Raw genomic sequence first — 21,593 nt, forward strand, 5'->3', positions numbered from 1 at the left:
TCCCATGAAGCTCTCCCGGATCGCACTGGCCGCGCTGGTGGCTCTTTCGGTGGCGGCCTGCGACAAGGCCAAGCCGCCCGAAGCCCCCGTGGCCGCCACGCCGCCGGCAACGCCGGCCGCGCCGGTGGCGCCGATGCCCGATGTGGGCAAGGTCGGCACCGTCACGGTCAACGCGAAGGGCGCCGGCGCGTCCGCGGCCGAAGCCGTCGACGAAGCCATCCGCATGGCGCTCAAGCAGGCCAACGGCCAGACCGTGGACCTGAGCTCCGAGCAGCTCAAGGTCACGCTGTCGCTGGCGCACGGCAAGAATGCCGAAGCGCTGCGCGCCAACGCCTTCGCCGAGCACATCGTGCAGAGCGCCGGTGGCGCCATCACGGGGTTCAAGGTCAACCAGCTCGACGGGCCGGACAGCCGCGGCTTCTACAAGGCCGACATCGACGCCGAGGTGGCCAAGTTCACGCCGGCGGCGGCCGACAGCAAGAAGCTGAAGATCGTGATCGCGCCGCTGCGCTTCGACACCGACTCTTTCGCGGTCGGCGGACGCAGCGTGCCGGCCGACAAGGTGGCCGAGGACCTGCGCCAGCAGATTCTCGCGGCACTGACCAACACCGGCCGATTCACGGTGCTCGACCGCGACCTGGGCGGCGAGGTGGCACAGGAGCTCGACCTGATCTCGTCGGGCCAGGCGCCGCGCGCCGAGTTCGGCAAGCTGGGCCAGGCGATGAGCGCCGACGTGGTGTGGGTCGGCAAGATCAGTTCCTTCGCCTACAACCGCCACGCGCGCAAGCTGCAGACCAGCGACCGCGAACTGGTGAGCTATTCGGGCGGCTGGGCCGTCTCGCAGAAGCTGGTGAACGTGGCGACGCGCCAGGTGATGCTGTCCGAGTCGCTGCGCGGCGAGGCGCCGAGCGTGGCCGCCACGACGCTGGGCACCGGCGTCGACGGGGCCCAGGTGAGCGAGGGCATGCAGAACGACATCGCCAGCCGCATCGTGTCGGGCATCGTCTCGCGCACCTTCCCGGTGACCGTGATCTCGCGCGAGGGCGATGCCGTTGTGCTCAGCCAGGGCGGCCAGGCCGTGCGCGAAGGTGCGCGCTACCGGCTGGTCCACATGGGCAAGGAAATGTTCGACCCGCAGACCAGCCAGTCGCTCGGTCGCGTCGAGTCCGACTGCTGCGAAGTCGTGATCGACCGCGTGACGCCCAGCATGGCGCAGGGCCGTCTCGAGCGCGTGCAGATGAATCTCGAAGGCCTGCAGCCCGGCGCGCTTCAGTTGCGCGGGGTGGTGCCGGCACGCGTTGCCGCGGCGACGGGCAGCTCGGCCCAGACCGATGCGCCGACGGTCAAGCCGAAGCAGGCCGCGCCGCGGGCCGCGACTGCGCCTGCCGCGGCGAAAGCGCCCGCCGTCGACGACAAGTGGTGAGTGGGTGAGTCGCCGGCCCTCGGGACATCGCCCGAGGGTCAGGCGGCTTCCGAGGCCAAGGGCCGTCCGCGTTGGGCGTCGCCCGGCGCGCTCGCCAGCACCCGCTTGCGGACCGTGTGGATGTTGTTGCGCAGCGCATAGAGCTCGTCGGCATACGAGAGCGGCACCGCGACCTTGTTGACCACGCGGTCGAGTTCGGCCAGTTCCTTCAGCAACGCGTCGGCGTCGCCGGTGCGGGCGTCGAGCTTGTGCTCGACCTCGCGCAGCCGTGCGTACCAGCGGAACACGCGGCGCCGCACCCGGAACTGGTAGAGCGGCGGCACCACGCGCGACAGCGGCAGCATCAGCACCAGCAAACCGCCCAGCACCAGCCACATGCGCTCCACCAGGTTGCTGGCCCAGAAGGGCAGGTAGCGCTGCCAGAACGCCGGCGTGCCGTTGATCGCACGGTCGCCCTCCGGGCTCACCGGCAGTTCGCTGGTGCGCGTGTTGGGGAAGTCGCGCGCCCGGTTGAACCAGCCCGCACCGCCGTGCAGGGTCTGGGCGGTCTGCGCGAACAGCTGGCGCAGCGCGGGATGGGTCTCCTCGCGCGACAGCAGCGAGGTGGTGGCGGCAAGCAGCGAGACGTCGTGCGAGGGCAGGTCGGCGGCCAGGTCGACCACGCCGCGCGGCAGCGTCACGGGCTGCAGGAAGGCGAAGCGCCGCGAGTAGGCGTCGCTCTGGGCGAAGTCCATCAGCTGGATGTCGGGCGCGCGCAAGAGCTTCTGGACCAGCGGCGACTGCGGTGCCGAGGCCAGCACGACGACATCGAGCAGGCCGGCCTGCAGCGCCTCGGTGGCGGGGGTCTGCTCGAGATTCGACAGGTTCAGCGCGGCCGGGTCCATGTGGTTGGCGCGGAACATCCGGTCCATGATGTCGGGCACGCCGCTGCCGGCCTTGTCGACGTTGATGCGCAGGTCCTTGAACTGCGTCAACGACGTCAGCGTGCCGGTCTTGCGGTCGATGCGTTTCGCCGCATCGGTGCGGTAGAAGAACCACAGCGGCTCGAAGAACAGACTGCCGAGCGAGGTCAGGCCACCCTGCTCGTCCTTCACCGGGTCGGCGCTGCCGCCGCGCACGAAGGCGACGTCGGCCCCGTCGCTGCGCAGCAGTTCCAGGTTGTCGAGCGAGCCGTCGGTGGGCTTGAGTTCGACCTCGATGCCGTTGGCCTTGAGCGCCTCCGCATAGCGTTTGCCGAATCCGGCATAGGCGCTGCCCGCAGGCCCGGTGGCGAGCACCACGCGTTGGGGCGGCTGCGGCTGCAGCCACCAGTAGGCGGCGACCAGCAGGGCGATGACGAGGAAGATGACGGGCCCGGCGGAGGCGATCAGGTCGCGGATCGAGAGCAGGAACAGGCGGATGGCTTGGGGCATGCGGCGGCAGGTAGGAACGGGGCTCGTGAACGCCGCGGGCGCGGCAGCGCATTTTCTGTGCTTTCCGGTCCGGGCTGGTTACAAAGCGCGTGCGACACATGCACATGCACATGCACATGCGAGGGCCACGGGCCTAGCAAGGCTTTGGCGATGCGTCAATCCATCCGCCAGGTTATTGTTGCCCGGGCTGCACACGCGCCCAATGCATGGACTGAAGACCTCGTTTCGCCGGACCATGAAGAACCTCAAGACCCGACTGCTGTTCGCGGGCAAGCTGCTCGTGGCCTTGCTCGCGATCGCCGTGCTGCTGCTGATCGCCGGGCGCGACCTGTTCACGCTCATCTCGCCGGTGAAGCTGCTGCTGTATTCGGGGCTGGGCGCGCTGCTGCTGATCGGCGTCGTGTCGGTGCAGGCCGCGGCCCTTTGGACTATGTCTCCCGCCGAGTGCGCTCAGGGCAAGTCCACGGCTGCGGGAAAGTAGCTCTCGCCGATGCGCAGCGAGCGCGCGGCCCGCACCGCGCGCACGGTCGCCAGTGCCACCACTTCGGCTGCCATCGTGCTGAGCACCGTCATGCCCGGCGCGTCGTCGCCCTCGAGCGGCACGCGGCCGGTGGCCAGCGCGAACAGCGTATCGCCGTCGCTCATCGTGTGGACCGGATTGATCGCGCGCGCCAGGCCGTCGTGGGCGACGGTGGCGAGCCGGTTGGCCTGCACCTTGGTCAGCACCGCGTCGGTCGCGACCACGCCCAGCGTGGTGTTGGTGCCGGCCAGCAGCGGCTTGGGCAGCACGCCGCGCAGCAGCGCGCGGCGGGTGTCGAGCAGGGCGCTGCCGTCCTCGGTGCGCGCGCCCGCAACGACCTGCGCGGTGTCCGGATCGATCACGTCGCCGAGCGCATTGCAGGCGATCAGCGCACCGACCGTGACGCCCTTGACGGTGATCGACGCGGTGCCGATGCCGCCTTTCATGGCCCGGTCGATGCCGAACAGCTTGCCGACCAGCGCGCCGCTGCCGGCGCCCACATTGCCTTCGGCCGGCGCCGCCCGCGATGCCGCCTCGCAGGCGGCGTAGCCGGCGTCGGCATCGGGCCGGATGCGCGCATCGCCGACCGGCAGGTCGAACAGCACGGCGGCCGGAATGATCGGCAGGGTGCCGAAGCGCACGTCGAGGCCGATGCCGCGCTCCTCCAGCCAGCGCATGGCGCCGTCGGCCGCGGCCAGCCCCCAGCCGCTGCCGCCCGCGAGCATGACGCCGTGGACCTGCTGGACCAGGTTGCCCGGCGCGAGCAGGTCGGTCTCGCGGGTGCCGGGCGCCGCGCCACGCACGTCCACACCCGCGACCGCGCCTTCGCGCGCGAGGATGACGGTGCAGCCGGTGGGCCGGCGAGGATCGGAGTAGTGGCCGACTTCGATGCCGGCGACGTCGGTGATGGCGCCTGGCGCCGCGGGTGAGGATTGATCAGACATCGGCTGCGATTATCGGGCGCGCTGCGCGGCTTGCCGATCCCGGTCGCCGCTGCGATGATTCAAACCCTGAAGTCACTTGAAGGTCATCCGATGACGACTGCGAATTTCCCCGGAACGCCCGCCTATCGTATCGGCGATGCGGCGGCGCGCAGCGGCGTGACCGCGGCCAACATCCGCTATTACGAAAAGGAGGGGCTGATCGCCCCGCCCGGCCGGGGCGACAACAGCTACCGTTTCTACAGCGACGGCGACGTGCACCGCCTGCGCTTCATTCGCCTCTGCCGCGCAATGGACATGTCGCTCGACGAGGTGCGCACCCTGCTGGCGCTCGACCTGCGCAGCAAGGCCGATTGCGACGCGGCCTGCGTCGCGCTCGATGCCCACCTGGGCCATGTGCGCGAACGGCTGCGCGAACTGCGCTCGCTCGAGAAGGACCTGATCGCCCTGCGCGACTGCTGCGACGGCACCGATGCCAAGTGCCACATCATCGAGACGCTGCATGCGCGCGCCGATCGCCAGCCCGCGGCACCCGCGCAGCGTGCACGCGCCGCGCGCCATGTCTGAAACCGCGCCGTCGGCGCAGCAGCTCAGCGTCGTTTGGCCGGCAGCGGGAAGCCGCGCTCGCCGAGCAGGTCGCGCAGGATCGCCGGGTCGTCCGTGATGATTCCGTCCACACCCCAGTCCAGCAGCCTCGTCATGTCGACGCGCTGGTTCACGGTCCAGGGCAGCACCGCCAGGCCGAGCGCATGGGCTTCCTGCACCAGCGCCGGCGTGAGCTCGCCGTACGCCGGCGACCAGATCACCGGGCCGCCGCCGTCGCCGGCCGCGGCCTTCACGAGCTTCGGCACCGAACCGAAATCCTCGAACTTCAATCCCGCGGTCCAGCGGCTGTCCTTGAGCGTCCGCGCGCTCGTCAGATAGGCGCGCGGCAGCCCGGGCGCGTCGCGGCCGACGAGGGCCAGCGAGCGCCAGTCGAAGCTCTGGACCGTCACGCGCTGCGCCATGCCGGCCTTGTCGATTTCGGCCAGCAGGGCGCGGACCATCTGTTCGGGGGATGCGGTCTCTTCCGGGCGGTCCGGGTCCAGCTTGGTCTCGATATTGAAGCGGACCGCGGTCGCGCCGAGTTCGTTGACGCGCGCGAACAGCGCGGCCAGCGTCGGAATGCGTTCGCCGTCGGCCCAGAGCTGCTTGGGGAAGGGCTTGCCGTAGCTGCTCGCGGGATCGATCCGGCCGACGTCGTAGGTCTGCAGCTGCGCCAGCGTCATCGAGCGGATCGACGGTCCCTTGGCCTTGAGAAAGGCGCCGCGGGCGTCGCGCGTATGGTCGGGGTTCAGCACGGTGTCGTGCGAAATGACCACCACGTTGTCGGCACTCAGGCCGATGTCGAGTTCGAGCGTGGTGACGCCGATCTCGATCGCGTGGGAGAACGCGCTCAGCGTGTTCTCGGGCGCCAGCGCGCGGCCGCCGCGGTGCGCCTGCAGGTCGATCTGCCGTGGGTTGACGGGCGCGGGCGCGGGCGCGGGCGCGACGCAGCCGGCCATCAGCGCCGCTGAAACGAGCCAGGGTGCGAAGCGGCCGCAACCGCGCATGGCCCGGCGCGTCATTTCAGTTCCACCGTGATGCCGTCGTCCTGCACCGTGATGGCGCCGATCTCGTAGGTCTTGCGCCCGACGGTGAGTTCTTCGGGCTTGAAGGTGCGCAGCGGCTGGTCGCGCAACAGCTCCTGAGCGACCATCGCGCCGATCTGCTGCAGCCGCTCGGCATCGCGGCCGCCCAGGCCCTGCAGCTCGATCCGGTCGGCCTGCGGCCGGTCGAGCCGCACGGCGCGCGCGGTGGCGTCGTACTTGAGCGCGCTGCTCACCGAGACCAGGCCTTCCACCGAGGGCGGAAGCAGCAGCGGGCTGGCGATCGAGAGCACCGCGGTGATCGCCGCCCGGTTGTTGCGGGCGTCGAGCGACAGCTGCGGATCGCGCAGCGCCACCGTGAAGATCTCGGCATAGCGCTGCTGCACCGGGAAGCGCTTGGCGACCTGCGCCTGCAGTTCGTCGCGGCTGGCGGTGTATTCGCTGGTGAAGAAGTTGAAGCCGGCCAGCGCGGCGAGCGGGGCGGGCAGGGCCGCGGCGCCCAGCAGGGCGCGCAGCAGCCGTCGACGGGAAAAGTGCGAGCGAAGTGGCATACCGCTCGGAGCTTGCCACAGGCCGCGGGTTCCCGGCCGCGAAACCTCAATCGTGCAACGATGAAAGAAACTGTTGCAGCTCGGGCGTGCGCGGATTTCCGAACAACTCCGCCGGCGGTCCCATCTCGTGCACCCGGCCCTGGTGCATGAAGATCACGCGGTCGCTCACCTTGCGGGCGAAACCCATCTCGTGCGTGACCATCAGGAGCGTCATGCCTTCGACCGCGAGCGATTCCACCACCCGAAGCACCTCGCCCACGAGTTCGGGGTCGAGCGCCGAAGTGATCTCGTCGCACAGCAGCACCGCGGGCTCCATCGCCAGCGCGCGGGCGATCGCCACGCGCTGCTGCTGGCCGCCCGAGAGCTGGTCCGGCATGGCGTCGAACTTCTCGGCCAGGCCGACGCGGGCGAGCAGCTTGCGCGCCTGCGAGGCGGCCTCGATGCGGCTGCGCTTCTTGACCAGCGTCGGCGCCAGCATCACGTTGCGCCCGACCGTCAGGTGCGGGAACAGGTTGAAGCTCTGGAAGATCATGCCGACGTGCTGGCGCAGCTCGCGCATGGCCATCGCGCTCTCGTGCAGCAGCGGCTTGCCGTCGACCGTGAGCGAACCTTCCTGGAACACCTCGAGGCCGTTGATGCAGCGCAGGAGCGTGCTCTTGCCCGAGCCGCTCTTGCCGATGATGGCGATCACCTCGCCGCGCCGGACCTCGAGGTCGATGCCCTTGAGCACCTCGTTGCTGCCGTAGGACTTGCGCAGCGCGGTGACGCGAACGATGGGCGCGGCCGACACCCTGGCGGCGGGTGCGGCTTCGGCTGCGGAGGCTTCAGCGACGAGCGACATTGATTCTCCTCTCGAGGTTCCGGGCGTACAGGCTCACGGGAAAGCACAGCACGAAATAGAGCAGGGCGACGCAGCTGAACACCACGAAGGGCTTGAAGGTCGCGTTGGAGATCATGCTGCCGGCCTTGGTGAGCTCGATGAAGCCGATCACCGAGGCCAGCGCCGTGCCCTTGATCACCTGGACCAGGAAGCCGACCGTCGGCGCCACCGCGATGCGGCTGGCCTGCGGCAGGATCACGTGGCGCATCTGCTCGCCGAAACTCAGCGCCAGGCTGCCCGAGGCCTCCCACTGGCCCTTCGGGATCGAGGCCACGCAGCCACGCCAGATCTCGGCGAGAAAGGCGCTGGTGTAGAGCGTGAGCGCCACCGAGGCCGCGGTCCAGGCCGAGACGTCGATGCCGAACAGCGCGATGCCGAAGTACGCCAGGAACAGCTGCATCAGCAGCGGCGTGCCCTGGAACACCTGCACGTAGAGGCCGATCAGCCGATCGACGACGGGCCCGCCCGACAGCCGCGCGAACAGCAGCAGGCCGCCGACCACGCCGCCGCCGACGAAGGCGATCAGCGACAGCGCCACCGTCCAGCGCAGCGCCAGCAGCAGGTTGCGCAGGATGTCCCAGAGCGAGAAGTCGGTCATGGGCGCCTCACCGTCCGAAGAAGTACTTTGGCCCGGCCCAGTTGAGCAGGCGGCGCGCGCCCACGGACAAGGCCAGGTAGATCACCGTGGCGACGATGAAGGCCTCGAAGGCGCGGAAGTTGCGGCTCTGGATCAGGTTGGCGGCGTAGCTCAGTTCCTCGGTCGAGATCTGGCTGCAGACCGCCGAACCCAGCATCACGATGATGATCTGGCTCACCATCGCGGGCCAGACCTTCTTCATCGCCGGCGGCAGCACCACGCGCATGAACACCTGCACCTTGTCGAGCGCCAGGCTCACGGCGGCTTCGATCTGGCCGCGCGGCGTGGCCTCGATGCCGGCGCGGACGATCTCCGTGGCATAGGCGCCGAGGTTCAGCACCATCGCGATCACCGACGCCACTTCGGGCGACAGCTTGAAGCCGGCCGCCGGCAGTCCGAAGAAGATGAAGAACAGCTGCACGATGAAGGGCGTGTTGCGGATCAGCTCCACATAGCTGCCCACCACCCAGCGCAGCCAGGTCGGGCCGCTGGCGCGGGCCCAGGCGCATCCCACGCCCACCCCCATGCCGATCACGGTCGCGATCGCCGTGAGCCCCAGCGTCCACAGCACGCCCCTGACGAGCAGGGCCCATTGGCCGAGGACGGCGCCGAAGTCGAATTCGATGCCCATGGGAAGCCGTCGCGGTCAGACCGGCAGGTCGCCGGCCGGGCGGCCCAGCCATTTCTTGGCCATGGCGTCGAGCGTGCCGTCCTTCTTGGCGTTGGCGATGATCTCGTTGACCTTGGCCTTCAGGGGCTCCTCGCCCTTCGCGATGCCGATGAAGCAGGGACTGTCCTTGAGCAGCAGCTTGTACTCTGCGCCGAGCTGCGGATTCTTCTGCATCATGTCGCCGGCGACCGCGGCGCTGGTGGCCAGGGTCTGCGTCTGGCCGGCCACGAAGGCGGCGATGGTGGCGTTGTTGTCCTCGAAGCGCTTGTATTCGAGGCTGGCCGGCGCGACCTTGGCGAGCTCCTGGTCCTCCATCGCGCCGCGCGTCACGGCGACCGTCTTGCCGCCCATGTCGGCGAAGCTCTTGACGTTGAGGCTCTTGGCCGCGTAGACCGCCTGGAAGAAGGGCGCATAGGCGGCCGAGAAGTCGATCACTTTCTCTCGCTCCGCGTTCTTGCCGAGCGTGGAGATCACCAGGTCGGCCTTGCGGGTCTGGAGGTAGGGGATGCGGTTGGCGCTGGTCACCGGCACCAGCTCCACCTTGACGCCGAGCTTGCCCGCAATCAATTGCGCCATCTCGACATCCAGGCCCTGCGGCGTCATGGTCCTGTCGACCGAGCCGTAGGGCGGGTAGTCGGTCGGCACCGCGATCTTGATGAGCTTCGCCTTCATCACCTGGTCGAGCGCGCTCTGGGCGTGCGAGACGCCGGTGGCGAGCAGTGCGGTCGCGGCGAGGGCGAGGGCGAGCGCGAGGCTGCGCTTGGAATGCTTCATGACAGGGCTCCTGGGTCGGTCGATGGATGGTCGGGTGAAGGAACGGCCGCGGCCGCCTTGCATCCCCTTTGGAGGAGCCGGTATGCAAGAGCTGTGCCTTGCGCTGCGCCCGCAGCGTTTCGACGCTGCTTGCCTGCCGGTCCGCCAGCGCCGACGGGTGACCCAAAAAAAAGGCCCGCACGAGGCGGGCCGAACCTTGATTGCACTTGCAGCAATGACTAGCAACTCGATTTTCGCGCTGTCCGGCCCGTTCGGGTGTGAAATTTTCGACAGTCCCCGACTGTTACCTGGCCCTGCTACAAGCCCATGAGCTCGGAGATCCTGCGCACCACGGATTTCGAGACCGGCCTCGGTCGGAGCGTCGGAAGCGGTGGCGGGGCCCGGCGGGCAGCCAGCGACTCCAGCGCTTCGGCCACCCGGATCGAAGCGCCGTCGGCCCGCCGCCTCCAGGCCCTGGCGACCTGAACCAGTTCCGTGGGGCTCAGCGGCCGCGGAGGGCGGTCCTCGGCGGAGGGCAGTCCCTGCCTGCGCGCAGAGGCTTCGGGCAGCAAACGGGGCCGCCGGCGTCCAAAAAGGCCGTCGGGCGCGGGATCGGGCCGCCGGGAAAAGTGCAAGGACTCCATGTAACCCATTTTTACTACATTTCGCGCGCGATGGAAGCGCGCGAAAGGCATAGGGCGTTGATCAGATGTCGGCCAGCACGGGGGCCAGCAGCTTCGCCGCCCCTTCGAGAAGCGCGAACTCCTCGTCGGACAGAGGCAGCGGCGCGGCGTCGAAATGGCTCAGCGTGCCCCACAAGTCGCCGGCCAGGGAGACCAGGGGGACGCTGTGATAGGAGACGACCACGCCCCGGTAGGCATGGCCTTCCAACCTCGCGTCGACGGACGAGTCGTCGGTGCGGAAGGCGCCGTCGCGCAGAACGAACTGGCAAAAGCTCTTGTCGAAGGGCACCGCGGCGAGGAAATCCGGCCTCATCTTGCCCGCCTTGTCGTGCAGCAGGACATTCCTCAGCACCGGACCGGCAAAGCGATAGACCGCGGTGTACCGATGGGGGACGCCGGCATTGAGGTAGGCCAGGGCCTGCGACGGCCCCTCGGCATCGAGGACTGCTGAAAACGCTTGCAGGTCGCGAGCCATGGCCATGCCGCGTCGTTGCGCAGGTGCTACTTCGCTTCCATCGACGCCAGGGACTGCCTGCTGTTCTCCGCCAGGAAGCCGGGCGCCGCGCTCAGCAAACCGGCGGCCTCTTCGACCAGGCGACGGATCAGCTCACCGGCACGCGGGACGTCGTGAATCAGGCCGGATGCCTCGCCCGCGATCACGGCGGCCGTGTCGAAATCGCCCGAGACTCGTGCTGCGGCGTATCGCTCGCCTTCCGTGCCCAGCGCACGCATCAGATCGAGTTCCCGTCCCGCCCAGCGCCGCAGGTGCTCGTTGTACAGGCATCGGCCCGTGAACGGCGCGGGCCAGACGTTGCGGCGCGAGATGTCGAAGACGACGCTGCGCAGGCTGTCGTCGCCGCTCGCCTCGACGATGCGGCGCTTGGCGGCGTCGAAGCCTGCAGCCTCCACCGTGGCGTAGAAGCGCGTGCCGAGGGCCACGCCGCTGGCGCCGAGCATCAGGGCGGCCGCCAGGCCGCGCCCATCGGCAATACCGCCAGCCGCCACGACCGGCACATCCGGTCCCGCGAGGTCCACCAGCGCCGGCACCAGCGCCAGGCTGCCGCGGCTGACGCCATGGCCGCCGGCCTCGGCGCCTTGAGCCACCAGGATGTCGGCGCCGGCGTCCAGCGCCTGGCGGGCCATGGCCTCGGTCTGCACCTGGCAAACCAGCTTCGCGCCCGCGGCCTTGATGCGCGGCGCGAACGGCGCCGGGTCGCCGAACGACAGCCAGACGGCGCTCGGGCCCTGTTCGAGCGCGATCTCCAGCAGGCGGGGCTGGCGCGCCAGGCTCCAGGTGATGAAGCCGACGCCGAACGGGCAATGGGTCTTTCTGGCCGCGGGCACGAGGGCTGCGAGTTCGCGCAGCAGCCATCCTTCCTCACCATAGCCTCCTCCCAGAAAACCGTAGCCGCCGGCCCGGATGACGGCCGCCGCCAGCGGGGCATCGGCCACCAGGTCCATGGGGGCCAGCAGGACGGGGTGCTCGATGTCGAGCAAGCGCGTGACGGCGGTCTGGAGTTGCATGCGATCCCTCGGATGGAAGCCCTCAGCTTAGTGGCCGGCTCGTGTTTCTGGAAGCGAGAGACCGAAGCGCGGGACGCCTGACATCCCCAATCCGGAGGAGGCCGCCGCGCGGCGCGCGCTTCAGTCCATCTTGGCGCCCGAAGCCTTCACGGCCTTGTCCCAGCGCGGCGTTTCCGCAGCCAGGAACCTGGCGAAATCCTCGCTGCCGAGGAAGGCCGGGTCCGCACCCTGGCTCACCATGCGTTCGCGCACCTCGGGACTGGTCAGTACCTGCCTGAAGGCATCGCTGAGCTTGGCGACCACGTCCTTCGGGGTGCCCGCGGGCGCCAGGAAGCCATAGAAGCCGACCACCTCGAAGCCCTTGATGCCGGCCTCGATCACGGTCGGCACGTCGGGCAGCGCCGGGTTGCGCGCCGCGCTGGTGACGGCCAGGGCGCGCACCTTGCCCTGCTTGTGGTAGTTGGCCGCCTGCGGGATCGACTCGGCCATGAACTGCACCTGGCCGCCCATCAGGTCGGTGAAGGCCGGCGCGCTGCCGCGGTAGGGGATGTGGACCATGAAGAGGCCGGTGGCGCTCTTGAACATCTCGGGCACCAGGTGGCTGATGCCGCCGTTGCCGGCCGAGCCGTAGTTGATCTGGCCCGGGCGGGCGCGGGCGTAGTCGACGAACTGGCGCAGGTCGTTCACCGGCAGCTTGGGCGTCACCAGCAGCGCGAGCGGTTGCATCGCGGTGCGTGCGATCGGCGTGAAGTCCCGCAGCGTGTTGTAGGGCAGCTTCGCGTAGAGCGCGCCGTTGATCACCGCCACGCCGGTGTTGGCCAGCATCAGCGTGTAGCCGTCGGGAGCGCTCTTGGCCACCGCCTCGGCGCCGACCGAGCCGCCAGCGCCCGGCTTGTAGTCGACGATCACGGGCTGGCCCAGCACCGCCTGCAGCCGGTCGGTGAGCAGGCGCGCGTGCTGGTCGAGCGGGCCGCCGGCCGGAAAGCCGATGACGACCTTGATGGGCTTGTCGGGAAAGGCGGCCAGGGCGGCGGCCGAAGCCGTCAGCCACAGCAGCGCGGCGATGCCTTTTCGGGCGATGTTCATGGGTGTCTCCTCGTTGCGAGGGGATCATAAACAGCGCCGCTGCGGCGGCCGGGGCTTCAGGACTTGAGCGTGGCCTTGAAGGTGATCTCCGGCACGCTGGCCAACGCCTTCGACAGCGGGCAGCCTTCCTTGGCGCCGGCCGCGAGCTGCTGGAACTTCGCCTCGTCGACGCCCGGCACCACGGCCTCGAGTTCGAGCTGGATGCGGTCGATCTTGAAGCCCGGGCCGTCCTTGGCCAGGCGCACGGCTGCCTTGGTGTCGATCGAGGTGGCCGTGAGGCCGGCGCCTTCGAGCGCGAAGGCGAAGGCCATCGTCAGGCAGCCGGCGTGCGCCGCCCCGAGGATCTCCTCGGGGTTGGTGCCGCGCTTGTCGTCCTCGAAGCGGCTCGCGAAGCCGTAGGGGTAGTCCTTCAGCGCACCGGTCTCGGTGCTGATCTGGCCCTTGCCGGTCTTGCCGGCGCCTTCCCAATGAACGCTTGCGTGCTTGTCTGCGGGCATGGAAGCTCCTCGTCGAATGGGTTGAGAGCCTGCTCTTTTACGGCAGATCGCGCGCGGCGTCTGTCGGCCGATGGCGGTAGTCGCGCCGGCCCGGTGGCCGAAGTCGCTCAGGTGACGCGCGTCGGGGCTTCCCCGATGCGGCAAGGCCACGGGGCATCGTAGGCTCGCACGCACTTAGGAGACTGTATGGATCGCCCGCATTTCAAGTTCTGGCCCCAGCGCCTGCCCCGTTCGATCACCGTGCCGGCGACCTCGCTGTGGCACAACCTGGCGGTCAACGCCGCGCGCTATCCGGCCAAGCCCGCGCTGGTCTTCTTCGGCAGCGAGATCGGCTACGGCGAGTTCGCCGCGCAGGCCGAACGGCTGGCGGGCACGCTGCATGCACTGGGCGTGCAGCGCGGCGACCGGGTGATCCTCGACATGCAGAACTGCCCGCAGCTGGTGATCGCGCATTTCGCGATCCTGCGCGCCAACGCCGTCGTGGTGCCGGTCAACCCGATGAACCGGGCCGAGGAGCTCAAGCACTACATCACCGACCCCGACGCGAAATTCGCGATCACCACAGCCGACCTGGCGCCCGAGCTGGCCAAGGCCAGCAACGCGCTCGATCCCAAGGACCGGCTGGCGCACATGATCGTCACCCAGTTCACCGACACCTTCGACCCCGAGGTGACGGGCGACGAGGCGCCGGCGCCGGCCTGGCGCGACTGGCTCCTGACCCGGCACCCCATGCCGACGCTGGAAGGCGGTGCGGTGATGACCTGGACCGATGCGCTGGCCGCCGGCCATGCGCCGCCCGAGCACGTGGTGGGCGCCGACGACATGGCGCTCCTGCCCTACACCAGCGGCACCACCGGCCTGCCCAAGGGCTGCGTCCACCACCATTCGAGCCTGATGCACAACGCCTGCGCCAGCCAGCTGTGGGGCCTGGGCTCGGCCGAGGTGGTGGTCCTGGCCGTGGTGCCGATGTTCCACATCACCGGCGTGGTCAGCATGATGCACACGACGGTGCTGGTCGGCGGCACGCTGGTCATCATGCCGCGCTGGGACCGCGACGTCGCCGGGCGCCTGATCTCGCGCCGCAAGGTCACGAGCTGGACCAACATCCCGACCATGGTCATCGACCTGATGGCCAGCCCCAATTTCGCTAGCTACGACCTGAGCAGCCTGAGCTACATCGGCGGCGGCGGGGCCGCGATGCCGCAGGCCGTGGCGCAGCGCCTGTTCGAGCAGTTCGGCCTCAAGTACCAGGAAGGCTACGGCCTCACCGAGACTGCCGCGCCCTCGCACGCCAACCCCTTCGAGAACCCCAAGCAGCAGTGCCTGGGCATCCCCTACATGAGCACCGACGCGCGCGTGGTCGACCCCGACACGCTGGTCGAGGTGCCGGTCGGCGAATCGGGCGAGATCATCATCCACGGCCCCGAGGTGTTCCAGGGCTACTGGAAGCGCCCCGACGCCACCGCCGCCGCCTTCGTCGAATTCGAGGGCAAGCGCTTCTTCCGCTCCGGCGACATGGGCCGCATGGACGAGGACGGCTACTTCTTCATGACCGACCGCCTCAAGCGCATGATCAACGCGAGCGGCTTCAAGGTCTGGCCGGCCGAGGTCGAGCTGCTGATGTTCCGCCACCCGGCGATCCAGGAAGCCTGCGTGATCGGCATCAAGGACGCCTACCGCGGCGAGTCGGTCAAGGCGGTGGTGGTGCTGCGCGCCACCCACAAGGACACGACCGAGCAGCAGATCATCGACTGGTGCCGCGAGAACATGGCGGTCTACAAGGTTCCGCGCGTGGTGCAGTTCGTCGACGTGCTGCCCAAGAGCGGCAGCGGCAAGGTGATGTGGCGGCTGCTGCAGGAGGCCGAGAGCGGCGGCTAGGGCCTAGTCGAACTCGACCTCGGCCTCGATCTCGACCGGGATGTCGAAAGGCAGCTCGGCCAGGCCGACGGCGCTGCGCGCGTGGGCGCCGGCCTCGGGCCCGTAGAGCTCGAGGATCAGGTCGGAAAAGCCGTTGATCACCGCCGGCATCCGGTTGAAGCCCGGCGCCGCGTTGACCATGCCGAACACCCGCGTCCAGGCCGTCACACGATCGAGGTTGCCGAGGGTGCGCTGCAGGCTCGCGAGAATGCCCAGCGCGGTCAGGCGCGCCGCCTCGTAGCCCTGCTCGACGCTGAGTTCGCGCCCGACCTTGCCCAGGGGCAAGGCGAAGCCGCCGTCGCTCGCGATCGGTCCGTGGCCCGAGACCAGGGCGCGGCGGCCGACCAGCCGCACCCAGGGGAAGGGCAGCACCACGCCGGGCGGCAGCTTGGCGGACGGCGGCAGCACCAGTCCCAGGGCCTGCAGTTTCTGTTCGATGCGTGTCATTGGATCTTCTCCTTGGCGCGGACGTCCGCCACCACCCGGGCATGTCGCTGAAAGCTCCAGTAGGCGCTGGCCCAGTCCATCAGCACCACGAAGCGGTTGCGGAAACCGATCAGGAAGTAGATGTGCGCGAACAGCCAGAACAGCCAGGCCGCCTTGCCCGCGAAACGCAGCGCCCCGAAGGGGGTGCCGAGGTCGACCACGGCCGAATTGCGCCCGATGGTGGCGAGGTTGCCGTAGTCGCGGTAGCGGAAGGGCTCGGTCGGCTGGCCCGCGATCCGCCGCAGGATGTTCGAGGCCGCGGCGCGTCCCATCTGCTTGGCGCCGGGCGAGACTCCGGGCACGGGGGTCGGCTCCTTGCCGGGCAGATGGCTCATCGCCGCGGCGAGGTCGCCGACCACGCTGATGTCCGGGCGGCCGGGAAGGCTGAGGTCGGGCAGCACCTTGACGCGGCCGGCGCGGTCGGTCTCGGCGCCGGTGGCCGCGGCCAGCATCCGGCCGAGCGGCGAGGCGGCGACGCCGGCGGCCCAGATCACGCAGCCGCAGTCGATGCGGTGGCTGCCGAGGCCGGCGCCGCCATCGCTGAAGGGCGAGGCGATCTGCAGCCCGGTGGCGTCGATGGCGGTGACGCGGGCGTTGAGCCGGACCTGCACGCCGAGCTTCTGCAACTGTTCCAGCGCGCGCTGGCTCAGCGCCTCGGGCATGGCCTGGAGAACGCGGGCACCGCCCTCGATCAGCAGCACCTCGGCGCTGCTCGGGTCGATGTTGCGGAACTCGCCTTCCAGCGTGTGGCGCGCGATCTCGGCCAGCGTGCCGGCCATCTCGACGCCGGTGGGTCCGGCGCCGATGACCGCGAAGGTCAGCAGCGCGCGCCGCCGCACCGGATCGGTCTCGATCTCGGCGGCCTCGAAGCTCACCAGCACGCGGCGGCGGATCTCGAAGGCGTCGGCCAGCGTCTTGAGGCCCGGCGCCATCGGCTCCCAGGCGTCGTTGCCGAAGTAGCTGTGGGTGGACCCGGCGGCGACGATCAGGTGGTCCCAGGAAAGCTGGCTGCCGTCGGCCAGCCGCACCGTGCGCGCCACCGGATCGATCTGCGTCGCTTCGCCGAGCAGGGTCGTGATGTTGGGCTGGCGCCGGAACAGCAGGCGTATCGGCGCCGCGATCGAAGGCGCCGCCAGGCCGGCGGTCGCCACCTGGTAGAGCAGGGGCTGGAACAGGTGATGGTTGGTCTTGTCGACGATCGTGACGTCGACGTCGGCCCGCTGCAGCTTGCGCGCGGCTTCCAGGCCGCCGAAGCCGCAGCCGATGATCAGGACATGGGGGCGACCGGAAGGCGGCGGCGAGGTCGGGGGGCTGCTCATCCGCCGGATGATACGCAGGCCCCTGGCAGGCGCCCGCGACTTGTGCCAAAGTGGCACCTCCCGCCGCGCCGGCACCCCGGTCCAGCGCCCTGGCGCGCCCTTGTCCTACGGCGTTTCCCCGCCCGCGTGGGCTAAAAGACGCGTTCGCTTCCAAATTGGAGACCCCATGAACCTGATCCGTCCGGAACTGCCGGCGGCGGAGGCATTGCGCGATCGTTTCGTGGCGGTGCGCGCGCACAGCCTCGAGCTGACCGCGCCCCTGTCGGCCGAGGACCAGTGCATCCAGTCGATGCCCGACGCCAGTCCGACCAAATGGCATCTCGCGCACACCACCTGGTTCTTCGAGACGGTGCTGCTGCAGCCGCACGCGAGCGGCTACAAGGTGTTCGACCCGCGCTTCCACTATCTCTTCAATTCCTACTACGAGGCGCTGGGCCCGCGCCACCCCCGGCCGCAACGCGGCCTGCTGACGCGGCCCTCGCTGGACGAGGTGCATGCCTTCCGCCGCCACGTCGACCGCGCGGTGCTGGCGCTGCTCGGAAAGGTGGGCGGGGCCGACTGGGCCGCCATCGAGCCGATCGTCACGCTGGGGCTGCAGCACGAGCAGCAACACCAGGAACTGATCGTCACCGACATCCTGCATGCGCTGTGGTGCAACCCCTTGCTGCCGGCTTATCGTGCGCCGGCCGGCCCGGTGCTGCGGCTGGCTTCGACGGCGCCGGCAATGACATGGCTGCCGCGGCCGGGCGGCGTGGCCGAGGTGGGCCATGGCGAGCCGGGCTTCGCCTTCGACAACGAGACGCCGCGGCACCAGGTGCTGCTGCGGCCCCATGCGATCGCCAACCGGCTCGTGAGCTGCGGCGACTACGCGCAATTCATCGCCGACGGCGGCTACCAGCGGCCGGAACTCTGGCTGTCCGAGGGCTGGGCCGCGGTGCAGGCGCAGGGCTGGCGTGCCCCGGCCTACTGGCTGGCGCCCGACGATCCGCGCCTGGCGCACGAGGGCGTGCCGGGCGGCTGGCAGGTCTTCGGCCTGCATGGCGTGCGGCCGCTGGAGCCCGAGGCGCCGGTGGCGCAGCTGAGCTTCTTCGAAGCCGCGGCCTACGCCGAATGGGCCGGTGCGCGGCTGCCGACCGAGTTCGAATGGGAGGCCGCGCACGATGCGCCCGGCATCACCCAGATGAGCGGCCACGTGTGGCAATGGACCCGCTCCTCGTACGACCCGTACCCGGGCTTCCGGCCGCTCGCGGGCATCGCGGCGGAATACAACGGCAAGTTCATGGTCGGCCAGCTGGTGCTCCGGGGCGGCAGTGTCGCGACACCGGACGGTCACACGCGGGCCAGCTATCGGAACTTCTTCCCGCCGGCCGCGCGCTGGCAGTTCTCGGGGCTGCGGCTCGCGAAGGACCTCTGATGGGCACTCCTGCATTCAACCGCCACGCTTTCCGCGCGGCGCAGCGCGCCGCGCCGCTGTCCGACTTCGCCCGCGAGCTGTTCGCGGCCCTGAGCCTCGACGCGCGCAGCATTTCGCCCAAGTTCTTCTACGACGCCCCGGGCTCGGCGCTGTTCGATCGCATCTGCGAACTGCCGGAGTACTACCCGACGCGCACCGAGCTGCGCATCCTGACCGAGTGCGCCTGCGAGATCGCGGCGCAGATCGGACCCGATGCCGAGATCATCGAGTTCGGCGCCGGATCGCTGACCAAGGTGCGGCTGCTGCTCGACGCGCTCGAGTCTCCCAGGCGCTACGTGCCGATCGACATCTCGGGCGCGCACCTGGAGGCGGCGGCCGCGCGGCTGCGCGCCGACTATCCACGACTTGCCGTGCAGCCGGTGGTGGCCGACTACACGATGCCGCTGGTGCTGCCGCCTGCGCGCGGCAAGGGCATCGGCCAGCGCGTGGGCTTCTTCCCGGGCTCGACCCTGGGCAACTTCACGCCGGACGAGGCCTTGGCCTTCCTCCAACTCGCGCATCGCCTGCTGCGCGGCGGTGGCCTGCTGCTGGGCGTCGATCTGGTCAAGGATCCGGCCTTGCTGCACGCCGCCTACAACGATGCGCAGGGCGTGACCGCCGCCTTCAATCTCAACCTGCTGCGCCGCGCCAATGCCGAGCTCGGGACCGATTTCGACCTCGATGGCTTCACGCATGCGGCTTTCTACAACTCGCCGCTGCGGCGGGTCGAGATGCATCTGGTGAGCCGCCGGCCGCAGGAAGTGACGCTCGACGGCCAACGGTTCAGCTTCGAGGAAGGCGAGACCCTGCACACCGAGAACTCGCACAAGTTCACGGTCGAGGGCTTGCGCGCGCTGGCCGTGGAGGCGGGCTTCAGGCCGGCCGCGGTGTGGACCGATCCCGACCGCCTGTTCAGCGTCCACTGGCTGCAGGCGCCGGCGGCACAATAGCGTGCTGCCCCAACTTTTTTGGCGGGCACCGGAGAATCTTGATGAAAGCAGTTTGGAACGGCGTCACCGTGGCCGAGAGCGACGACACGGTGCTGGTCGAAGGCAACCACTATTTCCCCATGGATTCGCTCAACCGCGACCATGTGACTTTCAGCAACCACAAGACCACGTGCGCCTGGAAGGGCACGGCGAACTACTTCTCGCTGCTGGTCAACGGCGAACTCCACGCGGATGCGGCCTGGTACTACGCCGACCCGAAGCCCGAGGCGGAGATGGTCAAGAACCGCGTGGCCTTCTGGAAGGACGTGAAGGTGACGGAGTGAGCACCGGATTCAATCCGCCTTTCACTCCGCCCGATCGACTCGTTCCCACCTTGCGCCAGGATGGCTACGCCGTCCTGAGTCCGCAGGGCGTGGCCGACTGGCTCGGGATGCCGCTGGCCGCGCTCGACGCACTGCATGCCGACTGGGCCCATCTGCCGCCCGACGAGTATCTGAAGGACGGCGGACGCTATCGCACGCGGCGCCATGCCTGTTTCACGATCGAGGGCGCGGCCATCGAACAGGCGCCCCACCGCGCCCATTGGCAGCCGGTCGAGTACAACGCGCTGCATGGGGGCATGCAGCGCTGGTTCGCGCCGATGGAGGCGGCGACCGTCGCGCAACCGGTCTGGCAGCAACTGATGCGCGGTCTCGGCGAGGTGGCGAGCGGCTTGCGCGGCGCGCAGCGCTGGTATGTCGAGGCGCACCAGTTCCGGATCGACACGGCCGATGGCATCGGGCGGCCGACGCCCGAGGGCGCGCATCGCGACGGGGTCGACCTGGTGGCGGTCGCGCTGGCCGGGCGCCACAACATCAAGGGCGGCGAGACGCGGGTGTTCGAGGCATCGGGCCGGCGCGGCGAGCGCTTCACGATGACCGAACCGTGGACGCTGCTGGTGCTCGACGATGCCCGCGTGATCCACGAGTCGACGCCGATCCAGCCCCTCATCGACGGCGAGCCGGGCTGGCGCGACACGCTGGTCGTCACCTGCCGATCCGGCGGCTTCCAGGGGGACTGATCGGAATTCCCGGCGCCCCGCAGTCGTCCTACAACAGCGACCTGGCCTTGGATGTAAATTCGGGGCCCGGTTCGAGCCGTCGAACCCTGTAGAGAACCAAAGAGGTCTGCCATGTTCAATCACATCCTGGTCCCGATCGATGGGTCCGACACCTCGATGCTCGCGGTCAGCAAGGCCAGCGGGCTGGCGCTGGCGTTCGGCAGTCGCATCACGCTCATCCATGTGGTGGACAACTACCCCTTCATCGGCGTCGGCGCGGACTACGCGCTGGGCCAGAACGAATACCTCGCGGCCGCCACCAGCAGCGCCAATGCGGCGCTGGCGCGCGGCGTTGCGGCCCTGGCCGCCGAGGGATTGCACAGCGACCAGCGCGTGATCGACGGCCACGTGGTGCACGAAGGCATCGTCGACACCGCGATCGCGATCGGCGCCGACCTGATCGTCATGGGCTCGCATGGCCGCAGCGGCATCGAGAAGCTGCTGCTGGGCAGCGTCACGCAACGCGTGCTGCAGGACGCGAAATGCCCTGTCCTGGTGGTCCGCGGCGATCTCAGCTGAAGGCCATCAATCGAACGGCGGCGGACTCTCGAAGCGGCACAGCCGGCCATCGACGGGGTGGATGAATTCGAGCGTTGTCGCATGCAGCAGCAGCCGCGGCGCACGTTCGCGCACCGCGTCGTCGCCGTAGAGCGCATCGCCGAGGATCGGGTGCCCGATCGACAACAGGTGCACGCGCAGCTGGTGGCTGCGTCCGGTCAGCGGTTCCAGCCAGAGGTGGCTGGCCTGGCGTTCGGGCAGTTGCCGCTTCACGCGCCAGCGGGTCTGGCTGGGCTTGCCCGCGGGGTCGATCTTCTGTAGCGGCCTGCGCGGCCAGTCGGCGGCCAGGGGCGCATCGATCAGCGACCAGTCCTCCGTGGCCGGCAGCAGGCCGTCGACGATCGCTTCGTAGCCCTTGTGCACCTGGCGCGTCGCGAACGCGTCGCCGAGCGCGCGCTGCATCTGCGGGCTGCGCGCCATCAGCACCAGGCCGCTGGTCGCCATGTCGAGCCGGTGCACCACCAGGGCATCGGGCCATTGCCGCAGCGCTCGGGCGCTCAGGCAGTCCTGCTTGTCTTCGCCCCGGCCGGGCACGCACAGCAGGCCGGCGGGCTTGTCGAGCACCAGCAGGTGAGGGTCTTCGTGGATCGGCTGCAGTTCGGTCAT

At 69.5% G+C, this 21,593-nt stretch carries 25 protein-coding genes; 10 read left to right on the forward strand and 15 right to left on the reverse strand.

What is annotated here, in order from left to right; translation table 11 throughout:
* Window positions 1-4 precede the first annotated feature (4 nt).
* Window positions 5-1,423 (forward strand): CsgG/HfaB family protein, encoded by a 1,419-nt coding sequence (locus tag AB4Z46_RS18085; RefSeq protein WP_442284903.1) that lies wholly within the window; start codon window positions 5-7, stop codon window positions 1,421-1,423.
* A 38-nt stretch (window positions 1,424-1,461) separates the two neighbouring features.
* Here the strand turns inward: AB4Z46_RS18085 and AB4Z46_RS18090 are convergent, their stop codons facing one another.
* Complete coding sequence (locus AB4Z46_RS18090) at window positions 1,462-2,835, reverse strand: TAXI family TRAP transporter solute-binding subunit (protein ID WP_442284904.1); 1,374 nt, start codon at window positions 2,833-2,835, stop codon at window positions 1,462-1,464.
* Window positions 2,836-3,037: 202 nt separating this feature from the next.
* Between AB4Z46_RS18090 and AB4Z46_RS18095 the strand changes: the two genes are divergently transcribed.
* Window positions 3,038-3,316: a hypothetical protein gene (locus tag AB4Z46_RS18095; RefSeq protein ID WP_442284905.1), complete on the forward strand. Its 279-nt coding sequence runs from the start codon at window positions 3,038-3,040 to the stop codon at window positions 3,314-3,316.
* Here AB4Z46_RS18095 and AB4Z46_RS18100 read toward each other — a convergent pair.
* Window positions 3,286-4,299, reverse strand: coding sequence for a P1 family peptidase (locus AB4Z46_RS18100; protein ID WP_442284906.1), 1,014 nt, complete (start codon window positions 4,297-4,299; stop codon window positions 3,286-3,288). The genes AB4Z46_RS18095 and AB4Z46_RS18100 overlap by 31 nt on opposite strands.
* Window positions 4,300-4,389: 90 nt before the next feature.
* Here AB4Z46_RS18100 and AB4Z46_RS18105 point away from each other — a divergent pair, with 90 nt between their 5' ends.
* Window positions 4,390-4,863, forward strand: a complete 474-nt coding sequence (locus tag AB4Z46_RS18105) for a Cd(II)/Pb(II)-responsive transcriptional regulator (protein ID WP_442284907.1) — start codon at window positions 4,390-4,392, stop codon at window positions 4,861-4,863.
* Between the two features lie 23 nt (window positions 4,864-4,886).
* On the opposite strand, the gene AB4Z46_RS18110 is transcribed toward AB4Z46_RS18105, so the two are convergent.
* From AB4Z46_RS18110 to AB4Z46_RS18135, 6 genes are read right to left on the reverse strand one after another with little or no spacing between them, the layout of a single operon-like run.
* Complete coding sequence (locus tag AB4Z46_RS18110) at window positions 4,887-5,903, reverse strand: glycerophosphodiester phosphodiesterase (protein WP_442284908.1); 1,017 nt, start codon at window positions 5,901-5,903, stop codon at window positions 4,887-4,889.
* Window positions 5,900-6,475 carry a DUF1439 domain-containing protein gene (locus tag AB4Z46_RS18115; RefSeq protein WP_442284909.1) on the reverse strand — a complete coding sequence of 192 codons (576 nt, stop codon included), beginning with the start codon at window positions 6,473-6,475 and terminating at the stop codon, window positions 5,900-5,902. The genes AB4Z46_RS18110 and AB4Z46_RS18115 overlap by 4 nt, the downstream gene beginning before the upstream one ends.
* 46 nt (window positions 6,476-6,521) lie before the next feature.
* Window positions 6,522-7,316 (reverse strand): amino acid ABC transporter ATP-binding protein, encoded by a 795-nt coding sequence (locus AB4Z46_RS18120; RefSeq protein WP_442284910.1) that lies wholly within the window; start codon window positions 7,314-7,316, stop codon window positions 6,522-6,524.
* On the reverse strand, window positions 7,300-7,953 hold the full coding sequence (locus tag AB4Z46_RS18125; protein ID WP_442284911.1) for an amino acid ABC transporter permease: 654 nt from the start codon (window positions 7,951-7,953) through the stop codon (window positions 7,300-7,302). Before AB4Z46_RS18125 ends, AB4Z46_RS18120 begins: the two co-directional genes overlap by 17 nt.
* A gap of 7 nt (window positions 7,954-7,960) precedes the next feature.
* Window positions 7,961-8,623 (reverse strand): amino acid ABC transporter permease, encoded by a 663-nt coding sequence (locus tag AB4Z46_RS18130; protein WP_442284912.1) that lies wholly within the window; start codon window positions 8,621-8,623, stop codon window positions 7,961-7,963.
* Between the two features lie 15 nt (window positions 8,624-8,638).
* Window positions 8,639-9,436, reverse strand: a complete 798-nt coding sequence (locus AB4Z46_RS18135; protein ID WP_442284913.1) for a transporter substrate-binding domain-containing protein — start codon at window positions 9,434-9,436, stop codon at window positions 8,639-8,641.
* Between the two features lie 306 nt (window positions 9,437-9,742).
* On the opposite strand from AB4Z46_RS18135, the gene AB4Z46_RS18140 reads away from it, so the two are divergent.
* On the forward strand, window positions 9,743-9,901 hold the full coding sequence (locus tag AB4Z46_RS18140; protein ID WP_442284914.1) for a hypothetical protein: 159 nt from the start codon (window positions 9,743-9,745) through the stop codon (window positions 9,899-9,901).
* A 219-nt stretch (window positions 9,902-10,120) separates the two neighbouring features.
* Here AB4Z46_RS18140 and AB4Z46_RS18145 read toward each other — a convergent pair whose 3' ends face one another.
* From AB4Z46_RS18145 to AB4Z46_RS18160, 4 genes are all read right to left on the reverse strand, one after another.
* Entirely contained in the window at window positions 10,121-10,579 is a 459-nt protein-coding gene (locus tag AB4Z46_RS18145) for a guanylate cyclase (protein ID WP_442284915.1), read from the reverse strand.
* Between the two features lie 20 nt (window positions 10,580-10,599).
* The gene (locus tag AB4Z46_RS18150; protein ID WP_442284916.1) at window positions 10,600-11,622 is read right to left on the reverse strand and encodes an NAD(P)H-dependent flavin oxidoreductase; all 1,023 of its coding nucleotides are present in this window, start codon (window positions 11,620-11,622) and stop codon (window positions 10,600-10,602) included.
* A 120-nt stretch (window positions 11,623-11,742) separates the two neighbouring features.
* Complete coding sequence (locus AB4Z46_RS18155; protein ID WP_442284917.1) at window positions 11,743-12,708, reverse strand: Bug family tripartite tricarboxylate transporter substrate binding protein; 966 nt, start codon at window positions 12,706-12,708, stop codon at window positions 11,743-11,745.
* Window positions 12,709-12,764: 56 nt separating this feature from the next.
* Complete coding sequence (locus AB4Z46_RS18160; RefSeq protein ID WP_442284918.1) at window positions 12,765-13,205, reverse strand: OsmC family protein; 441 nt, start codon at window positions 13,203-13,205, stop codon at window positions 12,765-12,767.
* Window positions 13,206-13,391: 186 nt separating this feature from the next.
* Here AB4Z46_RS18160 and AB4Z46_RS18165 point away from each other — a divergent pair, with 186 nt between their 5' ends.
* Entirely contained in the window at window positions 13,392-15,083 is a 1,692-nt protein-coding gene (locus AB4Z46_RS18165) for a long-chain fatty acid--CoA ligase (RefSeq protein WP_442284919.1), read from the forward strand.
* Between the two features lie 3 nt (window positions 15,084-15,086).
* On the opposite strand, the gene AB4Z46_RS18170 is transcribed toward AB4Z46_RS18165, so the two are convergent.
* Together AB4Z46_RS18170 and AB4Z46_RS18175 are read right to left on the reverse strand one after the other, a co-directional pair.
* Window positions 15,087-15,569 carry a RidA family protein gene (locus AB4Z46_RS18170; protein WP_442284920.1) on the reverse strand — a complete coding sequence of 161 codons (483 nt, stop codon included), beginning with the start codon at window positions 15,567-15,569 and terminating at the stop codon, window positions 15,087-15,089.
* Window positions 15,566-16,927, reverse strand: coding sequence for an NAD(P)/FAD-dependent oxidoreductase (locus AB4Z46_RS18175; RefSeq protein ID WP_442284921.1), 1,362 nt, complete (start codon window positions 16,925-16,927; stop codon window positions 15,566-15,568). The genes AB4Z46_RS18170 and AB4Z46_RS18175 overlap by 4 nt, the downstream gene beginning before the upstream one ends.
* Before the next feature lie 166 nt (window positions 16,928-17,093).
* On the opposite strand from AB4Z46_RS18175, the gene egtB reads away from it, so the two are divergent.
* From egtB to AB4Z46_RS18200, 5 genes are all read left to right on the forward strand, one after another.
* Window positions 17,094-18,341 carry an ergothioneine biosynthesis protein EgtB gene (egtB, locus tag AB4Z46_RS18180; RefSeq protein WP_442284922.1) on the forward strand — a complete coding sequence of 416 codons (1,248 nt, stop codon included), beginning with the start codon at window positions 17,094-17,096 and terminating at the stop codon, window positions 18,339-18,341.
* The gene (gene egtD, locus AB4Z46_RS18185) at window positions 18,341-19,330 is read left to right on the forward strand and encodes an L-histidine N(alpha)-methyltransferase (RefSeq protein ID WP_442284923.1); all 990 of its coding nucleotides are present in this window, start codon (window positions 18,341-18,343) and stop codon (window positions 19,328-19,330) included. Before egtB ends, egtD begins: the two co-directional genes overlap by 1 nt.
* 41 nt (window positions 19,331-19,371) lie before the next feature.
* The gene (locus AB4Z46_RS18190) at window positions 19,372-19,653 is read left to right on the forward strand and encodes a DUF427 domain-containing protein (protein ID WP_442284924.1); all 282 of its coding nucleotides are present in this window, start codon (window positions 19,372-19,374) and stop codon (window positions 19,651-19,653) included.
* Window positions 19,650-20,390: a 2OG-Fe dioxygenase family protein gene (locus tag AB4Z46_RS18195; RefSeq protein WP_442284925.1), complete on the forward strand. Its 741-nt coding sequence runs from the start codon at window positions 19,650-19,652 to the stop codon at window positions 20,388-20,390. Before AB4Z46_RS18190 ends, AB4Z46_RS18195 begins: the two co-directional genes overlap by 4 nt.
* Window positions 20,391-20,501: 111 nt before the next feature.
* Entirely contained in the window at window positions 20,502-20,948 is a 447-nt protein-coding gene (locus tag AB4Z46_RS18200; RefSeq protein WP_442284926.1) for a universal stress protein, read from the forward strand.
* A 6-nt stretch (window positions 20,949-20,954) separates the two neighbouring features.
* On the opposite strand, the gene AB4Z46_RS18205 is transcribed toward AB4Z46_RS18200, so the two are convergent.
* Window positions 20,955-21,593, reverse strand: coding sequence for an RluA family pseudouridine synthase (locus AB4Z46_RS18205; RefSeq protein ID WP_442284927.1), 639 nt, complete (start codon window positions 21,591-21,593; stop codon window positions 20,955-20,957).

It is taken from the genome of Variovorax sp. M-6, from assembly GCF_052114385.1.
Taxonomy (GTDB): Bacteria; Pseudomonadota; Gammaproteobacteria; order Burkholderiales; family Burkholderiaceae_C; genus Variovorax.

Coding starts and splice junctions, on each gene's coding strand:
- AB4Z46_RS18090 (WP_442284904.1), bottom strand. CDS start 2,835: ATGCCCCAAGCCATCCGCCTGTTCCTGCTCTCGATCCGCGACCTGATC.
- AB4Z46_RS18170 (WP_442284920.1), bottom strand. CDS start 15,569: ATGACACGCATCGAACAGAAACTGCAGGCCCTGGGACTGGTGCTGCCG.
- AB4Z46_RS18150 (WP_442284916.1), bottom strand. CDS start 11,622: ATGCAACTCCAGACCGCCGTCACGCGCTTGCTCGACATCGAGCACCCC.
- AB4Z46_RS18140 (WP_442284914.1), top strand. CDS start 9,743: ATGAGCTCGGAGATCCTGCGCACCACGGATTTCGAGACCGGCCTCGGT.
- AB4Z46_RS18085 (WP_442284903.1), top strand. CDS start 5: ATGAAGCTCTCCCGGATCGCACTGGCCGCGCTGGTGGCTCTTTCGGTG.
- AB4Z46_RS18100 (WP_442284906.1), bottom strand. CDS start 4,299: ATGTCTGATCAATCCTCACCCGCGGCGCCAGGCGCCATCACCGACGTC.
- egtD (WP_442284923.1), top strand. CDS start 18,341: ATGGGCACTCCTGCATTCAACCGCCACGCTTTCCGCGCGGCGCAGCGC.
- AB4Z46_RS18145 (WP_442284915.1), bottom strand. CDS start 10,579: ATGGCCATGGCTCGCGACCTGCAAGCGTTTTCAGCAGTCCTCGATGCC.
- AB4Z46_RS18135 (WP_442284913.1), bottom strand. CDS start 9,436: ATGAAGCATTCCAAGCGCAGCCTCGCGCTCGCCCTCGCCCTCGCCGCG.
- AB4Z46_RS18155 (WP_442284917.1), bottom strand. CDS start 12,708: ATGAACATCGCCCGAAAAGGCATCGCCGCGCTGCTGTGGCTGACGGCT.
- egtB (WP_442284922.1), top strand. CDS start 17,094: ATGAACCTGATCCGTCCGGAACTGCCGGCGGCGGAGGCATTGCGCGAT.
- AB4Z46_RS18110 (WP_442284908.1), bottom strand. CDS start 5,903: ATGACGCGCCGGGCCATGCGCGGTTGCGGCCGCTTCGCACCCTGGCTC.
- AB4Z46_RS18160 (WP_442284918.1), bottom strand. CDS start 13,205: ATGCCCGCAGACAAGCACGCAAGCGTTCATTGGGAAGGCGCCGGCAAG.
- AB4Z46_RS18175 (WP_442284921.1), bottom strand. CDS start 16,927: ATGAGCAGCCCCCCGACCTCGCCGCCGCCTTCCGGTCGCCCCCATGTC.
- AB4Z46_RS18125 (WP_442284911.1), bottom strand. CDS start 7,953: ATGACCGACTTCTCGCTCTGGGACATCCTGCGCAACCTGCTGCTGGCG.
- AB4Z46_RS18130 (WP_442284912.1), bottom strand. CDS start 8,623: ATGGGCATCGAATTCGACTTCGGCGCCGTCCTCGGCCAATGGGCCCTG.
- AB4Z46_RS18105 (WP_442284907.1), top strand. CDS start 4,390: ATGACGACTGCGAATTTCCCCGGAACGCCCGCCTATCGTATCGGCGAT.
- AB4Z46_RS18165 (WP_442284919.1), top strand. CDS start 13,392: ATGGATCGCCCGCATTTCAAGTTCTGGCCCCAGCGCCTGCCCCGTTCG.
- AB4Z46_RS18115 (WP_442284909.1), bottom strand. CDS start 6,475: ATGCCACTTCGCTCGCACTTTTCCCGTCGACGGCTGCTGCGCGCCCTG.
- AB4Z46_RS18120 (WP_442284910.1), bottom strand. CDS start 7,316: ATGTCGCTCGTCGCTGAAGCCTCCGCAGCCGAAGCCGCACCCGCCGCC.
- AB4Z46_RS18205 (WP_442284927.1), bottom strand. CDS start 21,593: ATGACCGAACTGCAGCCGATCCACGAAGACCCTCACCTGCTGGTGCTC.
- AB4Z46_RS18200 (WP_442284926.1), top strand. CDS start 20,502: ATGTTCAATCACATCCTGGTCCCGATCGATGGGTCCGACACCTCGATG.
- AB4Z46_RS18095 (WP_442284905.1), top strand. CDS start 3,038: ATGCATGGACTGAAGACCTCGTTTCGCCGGACCATGAAGAACCTCAAG.
- AB4Z46_RS18190 (WP_442284924.1), top strand. CDS start 19,372: ATGAAAGCAGTTTGGAACGGCGTCACCGTGGCCGAGAGCGACGACACG.